The organism is Novipirellula sp. (genome assembly GCF_041583735.1).
In the GTDB taxonomy this organism is placed as follows: domain Bacteria; phylum Planctomycetota; class Planctomycetia; order Pirellulales; family Pirellulaceae; genus Novipirellula.
This window is the reverse complement of record NZ_JBFHFD010000507.1, coordinates 1-6232: the sequence shown is the minus strand read 5'-3', so window position 1 is coordinate 6232 and position 6232 is coordinate 1. Positions and strand designations below refer to the sequence as shown.

General features: G+C 55.3%; 5 protein-coding genes and 1 pseudogene. 1 reads left to right on the top strand and 5 read right to left on the bottom strand.

What is annotated here, in order from left to right; translation table 11 throughout:
* The 5 genes and pseudogenes from ABX962_RS26970 to queF form a co-directional block, all read right to left on the bottom strand.
* Positions 1–221: pseudogene (locus tag ABX962_RS26970) on the bottom strand (acetyl-CoA C-acyltransferase); the annotation flags it as partial.
* Between the two features lie 78 nt (positions 222–299).
* Entirely contained in the window at positions 300–2072 is a 1773-nt protein-coding gene (locus ABX962_RS26965; RefSeq protein WP_372724040.1) for an AMP-binding protein, read from the bottom strand.
* Positions 2073–2626: 554 nt separating this feature from the next.
* Positions 2627–3895 carry a hypothetical protein gene (locus tag ABX962_RS26960; RefSeq protein WP_372724038.1) on the bottom strand — a complete coding sequence of 423 codons (1269 nt, stop codon included), beginning with the start codon at positions 3893–3895 and terminating at the stop codon, positions 2627–2629.
* Positions 3896–4100: 205 nt separating this feature from the next.
* Positions 4101–5099: a sugar phosphate isomerase/epimerase family protein gene (locus ABX962_RS26955; protein ID WP_372724036.1), complete on the bottom strand. Its 999-nt coding sequence runs from the start codon at positions 5097–5099 to the stop codon at positions 4101–4103.
* A 75-nt stretch (positions 5100–5174) separates the two neighbouring features.
* Complete coding sequence (queF, locus tag ABX962_RS26950; protein WP_372724034.1) at positions 5175–5546, bottom strand: preQ(1) synthase; 372 nt, start codon at positions 5544–5546, stop codon at positions 5175–5177.
* Between the two features lie 2 nt (positions 5547–5548).
* Between queF and ABX962_RS26945 the strand changes: the two genes are divergently transcribed.
* The coding region (locus ABX962_RS26945; protein ID WP_372724033.1) for a 7-carboxy-7-deazaguanine synthase QueE at positions 5549–6232 on the top strand (684 nt) is incomplete at its 3' end.

Here is a 6232-nt window from a genome sequence, read left to right as displayed (position 1 = left end):
CTGCTTTTTAGCGCGATCACGCGAGCCACGTTGGCCGAATCGGCGGGACCCGCGACATTGCCGATGATGACTTCGTCCACCGCATCGGGCGTCAACTCACACCGCTGCAGCGCTTCGGTGACCGCTATGCGACCTAGCTCGACCGCAGACACATCAGCGAGTTTGCCAAACGCTTTTGCAAAAGGGGTGCGTACTCCCGTGACAATGGCAATGGGTTCCATCAATAAGTCTCCTTTTTCCAAAAACACTCTGCTTTCGTTCCGTAACCAATGCTTGCAACGCAATCCAAACTTCGCAGCTCACTCTCGCAATTTGCGCCGCACCACCTTGCCCAAAAAGTTTCTCGGAAGATCGTCAATGCACTGCTCGTAGATTCGAGGTTGTTTGTGTTTGGAAAGATGGCTGCGGCAATGAGCACGCAGGGCATCTTCATCCCAGTCGGCTTTGTCCTGCATCCGAACAAATGCCTTGACCACCTCGCCACGCTGTAGGTCGGCGAATCCCACGACGGCTGCATCAAGCACTCCGGGGGCATTACGCAACACCGCTTCGACCTCGGACGGATAGACGTTAAATCCCGAGGTGATGATCAAGTCTTTTTTGCGTCCCACAATGCTGTACAAGCCGTCGAGGTGACGCACCGCCAAGTCTCCGGTGTAGAGCCATCCGTCGCGAATCGTCGTGGCCGTCGCTTCGGGATCATTCCAATAACCGAGCATGACTTGTGGGCCGCGAACAATTAATTCTCCGACCTGTTCGTCCCCCACGTCGCTGACGCCGTCGTCTTGGTCGACGATCCGGCACTCGGTCTCGGGCAGCGGCAATCCGATCGTTCCATATTTGGGTTCGGCAAATAGGTTGCCGACGTGCGTCACCGGCGAGGCTTCCGAGAGCCCAAAGCCTTCGACGACCAAGGCTCCACTGTGCTTGCTAAATGTCTCGCCCACAGTTGCATCCAACGGCGCGCCGCCGGAGATCACCCAACGAATCGAGCTCAGATCGGCGGGATACTCGCTCAAGCGGTCGTTCAGTGCGACCAGCATTGCGGGGACGGCGTGCAACACCGTGGGGCGATGCGTTTCAATCAGATGTATGACTTGGCGAGCATTGAAGCGATGGTGTAGCACCAAGGTGGCTCCCATCGCCGCGCCCCCAAGCACGATTGCCGAAACACCATAGCTGTGGAAAAACGGCAACACCGCGATCATCGTCTCGTTCGCAAATGATCGATCGGTCCATTCAAATTGTTGCCATGCGTTGGCGACCATGTTTTGATGACTGAGCGTCACCGATTTTGGTGTTCCCGTCGTGCCACCGGTGGGCAAAATGTAGGCGGGATCTGTTGCTGGGTTGATTTTGACTGGCTTCCATTCTCGACGCAGTCCCTTCAGTTCTTCCCAGAACCAAGCATGCGATGCATTGCTGGGCAGCGACCATTGGCCGGTGCGTTGATGACGTGCCCACAAGTATCCGAGTTGCTTCAGCGAGGGCAGATGTTCACGAATCGAGACATACAGCGTCTTGGTCAATGCGGAATCACAGTCGACTAACATCTGGGCTAGCATGTCCAGGGTGATCACCACCTTGCACCCCGTGCGGCGAACGATATCGGTCACCTCGTCTTGGACCATCAACGGGCTGAGTGCGACCGCGATCCCACCGGCACGCCAAATGCCGTTAACCGCAATAATGAACTCGGGCACATTGGGAAGTAATACGCCAACGCGATCTCCTTGTTTAATTCCAAGATGCTGCAACAGAGCTGCCGCACGTACCGCGTCATGATTCAGCGTTTGGTACGTCCAAGTCATGTTGCCATAGATCACCGCCGTCCGATCCGGGATCACATCGGCTGCATGACGCAACAGCCCAAATGCGGGGATGCCGCTGTAGTGCTGGATTCCGGCGGGAATATCCACAGATGCGTCCGGTTCAATGACGTCCGGTTCCTTGACGCTAGACACCGATTCTTCGGCAATGCGAAGGACACTTGCATCACCCGGTATCTCGGTCGATCGAAAACGATCGTCCGATTCGGGATACCCTGGATTCCCTTGCAGCATATGGCCCATGGTTGAAACTCCCTGATAGCATCCGCTGTCGCGAACTGGATCTTCCGTGAGTTAAGTGCGAGATGCTCGGCGTTTGCTTCGACGAGTCAAACCGCTCCGATGGAGGTCGGCCAAAGAAAGGGCGTTTGACGGCGCTCTCAAAGCCGACCGCAGTTGCGGCTGTCGGCTCGGGGCCAGCCAAAATCAATCAAAAAGAAAAGAGCTCGCGGCCTGTTAGAACATCTGGCTTCTCATGTCCGTCAACGCGAACACAATTGGGATGGCCGTGATAAGCAACAAGAAACCGATAACCGAGCCGTAGTCGCTTCTCATTGCTTACAGTTGATCTTACGTTGCGGAGTGCCGAAAGGCAACTATTTTCACGCCACAAACTTGCAAAGTGCGGTTAAGCCCCTTTGTGAAGTTTGTCACGAGGTTGCGTCTGACTTTAAAAGGGACGGTCAATGCGGGGGGATGGTGCGGGGGGCGGGGTTGCGAAGTGGGGGAGCGTGAGAGCGTGTATCGATTCAAACATCTGCCCGCGACATGGCAGGCGATAGGCGAAAGAACGCCATTCATTTGCGGATTCCCGATCGCTGTAACTCGGCGACCACTTCCGCGAAGACCGGTTCCCATTCGCCAAGTTTTTGCTGGCGAAATAGTCGCATTGAGTCGTACCAAACGGTGTCGCTTGATCGGGTCATCCACCGCCAATCACAAGCCGTCGAGATCAGGCACCACACCGGAACCCCTGCGGCTCCGGCCAAGTGTGCCAATGCCGTGTCGGACGTCACTACCAGATCGAGATGCTGGATCATGGCGATCGTATCGAGGAACGCCCCGTCTGTGTCGAGATCGTCGAAGCGGACCAGCGGAAACGCCGTGTCGTTCTCGGCGAGCTGATTCAATCCGTCGTGTTTCTGTAGACTGACCAGCGTGACATTGTCGACGTTGGCAAGTGCGGCAAAGGACGAGAGCGGAATCGAACGCCAAACGTCACCATTAAACGTTGGACTGCCCTGCCATCCAATTCCGATCTTTAGTCCCGGCAAGCTCTCGATCCGATCTCGCCACGTTGCGACCCGATCCGGTTCCGCATGCAGGTAGGGTGTCTCGACTCGAAACTGCTCGGGACGATTCAATTGCAACACCGCTGGCAGACTCAATAGCGGCGAGTACAAATCAAACGCAATCGGAGCCGGTTCATCGACTGGCATCCAGTGATCGACCCCCTGGATATCGCGAAGCAACCGACTGAGTGGTTTTTGTACCGCCATCCAAACGGTGGCTCCAAGCTGCTGCAATCGAGGCAGAAAACGAATGAATTGGAACGTGTCACCAAAGCCTTGTTCGGTGTGAATCAAGATCGAGCGTCCCTGCAGTGACGAACCGTCCCATCGCGGCAATGGAATCTCGGGTCTCGGTACCGCAGCCGCCTTCCACCGCCATTCGTATTCGATCCAGCCCTCGTCGAATCGAGCAAGTTTTAGAAGTGACAGCGCTCGATTGAAACGAATGTGGTCATGGGCTGGATCGAGCACCAAGCCTTGCTCGAACACGCGAATCGCCCGTTCGATCTCGCCTCGCGATTGATACAACAAACCCAAAAAAGAATGGCTCGGAATCAAGTCGCAGCGAATTCGCAGCGCGTGCTCAAGCGTTTCAATGGCCGCGTCAACTTGGTGACGACGCGATTGAACTAGGCCGATGATCTCAAGAGCTTCGGCACACGCGGGGTGTGCCGCTAGGACAGCAGTGGCAATCGCGTAAGCTTCGTTGATTCGGTTCTGATCAAAGGACTGCTGGGCAAGCAACAAGTCCGATTGCCAAGTGGCACCATTCATGGATGTCCTTCCTCAGCGATAACGAAGATCAGCAGCGACAGACACAGCCCACAATCGTATGCGATTTAGCAGGTGACGTGTCCATGGAGCGATGTAGGCCGTATCGCGTCGCGATAGCGACGCCGTAGCCGCAGATGCGGCCGACGCTCCCCGCACACGGGAGAGTAAAACTGTCGCGGCTGGATCAACGATCCGGGCTACAAAGCTACGAGGCTTTGATGTCTTCGAACGTTCGCAATCCGTAGGGGATTCCGACGTAGTCCAGGACGCGGCAGAGGCCTCGCAATGCGACACCAAACCCATCGGGGCCGCTGAAGCCACCGAATTGTCCGCCACCTTTGACGTGCGGTTCGAGATCCATGAAGACTCCGTCGGCTCCACGCGCGGTCATCCGCTTGTGCAGCTCGGGCAAAAAGTCCTTCATGTCACGCAAGATCGCTTCGTGGCCACTGTCACCACGGTCCGCAGGCACAAAGTTGCTGAGGCTTGCTTCGTCCACATGATCGATCCGCGCGGTCGGCGACGGGTCATGGTAGTCTTTGATGTGAACCCAACCCAAACTTGGCTTCATCGCCAAGTACTGACCATACGTTTCATCCGGTGTGAAACCTTGCGTGACGATATTGGCGGCGTCGAAAATCGTCAGCATCGCGGGATGATTGACCTTCGCGGCGATCGCTTCGAGCAATTGACCGGTTTGGCCAACCAAGTTGGCTTCGACTTCCAAACCGAACGTCAAACCACGCTGGTCGCACGCTTCGGCGATTTGAGTCAGTTGGTCCGCAACTTGATCGATGTGTTCCTCGGGCTTGGTTCCTTTGGGATGATAGAACGCAAATCCGCGAATCAACTTGGCTCCGAACGCTTCGGCACGATCACAGGCGCGAGCGACGTCTTCCTTCATGTATTGATCAAACGGCACAAATTTGTTCGCCGTTCCATCGTCGACATCTTTTAGTTTCACCTTACCGATCGGCGAACCGATGCTGCTGACTTTCAATCCATAATCACCCTGCATTTTGACGAGATGGTTGATCTCGGCATCGCTGAGCATCATGACGTTCTTGATTCCTTCGCCGGCATCGATGAAACGAATCGAATAGTACTTTAATCCGAGGGCGGCGAACGCAGAGTACTGCTGAACGGCAAGTTTTTCGTTGGCGGCTTCGTCAGCAAATCCGCTAAGCAAAATCGGAGTCGTCATGAGGGAGATTTCTGGGGTTCAGGAAGGAAGGGAGGCGAGGATCGCCCGACCGAGGACGGGCACAAAAAGCAGGCACTAACCGAGCGGAACGTCGGGATATTGCACGATGATATTGCTGTTCAGACCGCCGCGAGGGGTCCAGCGGCTTTCGACCGTTGCTTGTCGTGGCTTTACGACAGCGAGAAAGTCGTCCATGATTCGGTTTGTCACGGCTTCGTAAAAGATTCCTTCGTTGCGAAACCGCTGCAAATACATCTTTAAACTCTTCAGCTCAACACATATTTTGTCGGGCACGTAGGTAAAGATGATCGTTCCGTAGTCGGGTTGCCCTGTTTTAGGACAAACCGAAGTAAACTCGGGACAATGGTGTTGGATCGTAAAGTTTCGTGTCGGGCTGGGGTTTTCAAAAACTTCCAACAGCTCGCGAAAATGATTTGAGTCGTTCAATTTTGATTTCTCCACTTCGTAATTCAGGATTTTTGCAGGCTTCGACGGAATCGACCAGGGGGACCCTGGCCGAAACATCGTCGCTGCGCATTTCCGAGACCTTCGTCAGCCGCCAAGGCGAAGGCGAACTGACGGGAACCAACAGTTTTTTTGTTCGCACCAGCGGTTGTAATTTGCGTTGCTGGTTCTGCGATACCCCGTACGCGTCGTGGCGTCCCGAGGGGGATCAGATGTCGATTGCCACGCTTGTCGAGTCGATTTCCGATTCGGCCGTGCGTCATGTCGTGCTGACAGGCGGCGAACCTCTGCTGCCCAAGGAATCGGTGCTGTTGTGTGAGATGCTGCGAGAGCGTGGCTACCATATTACGATCGAAACCGCAGGCACGATTGATCGCCAGATCGCTTGCGATTTGATGTCGATCAGCCCTAAATTTCGTACCAGCACCCCGGACGCGGATCAACATCCGCGTTGGAGCGAACTGCACGAGCAGCGGCGGATGCCCATCGGCACGATGCAAAGGCTGATGGAGCAATCGGTCGACTACCAAGTAAAGTTTGTCGTCGACGGAGAGCGGGATCTGCAGGAGCTTCAAGAAATTGTCTCGCAACTTGACGTTCCCGCAGACAAAGTTTGGGTGATGCCGCAAGGAATCAGCAACGAGGAACTTGACCAGGCGGCGACGTGG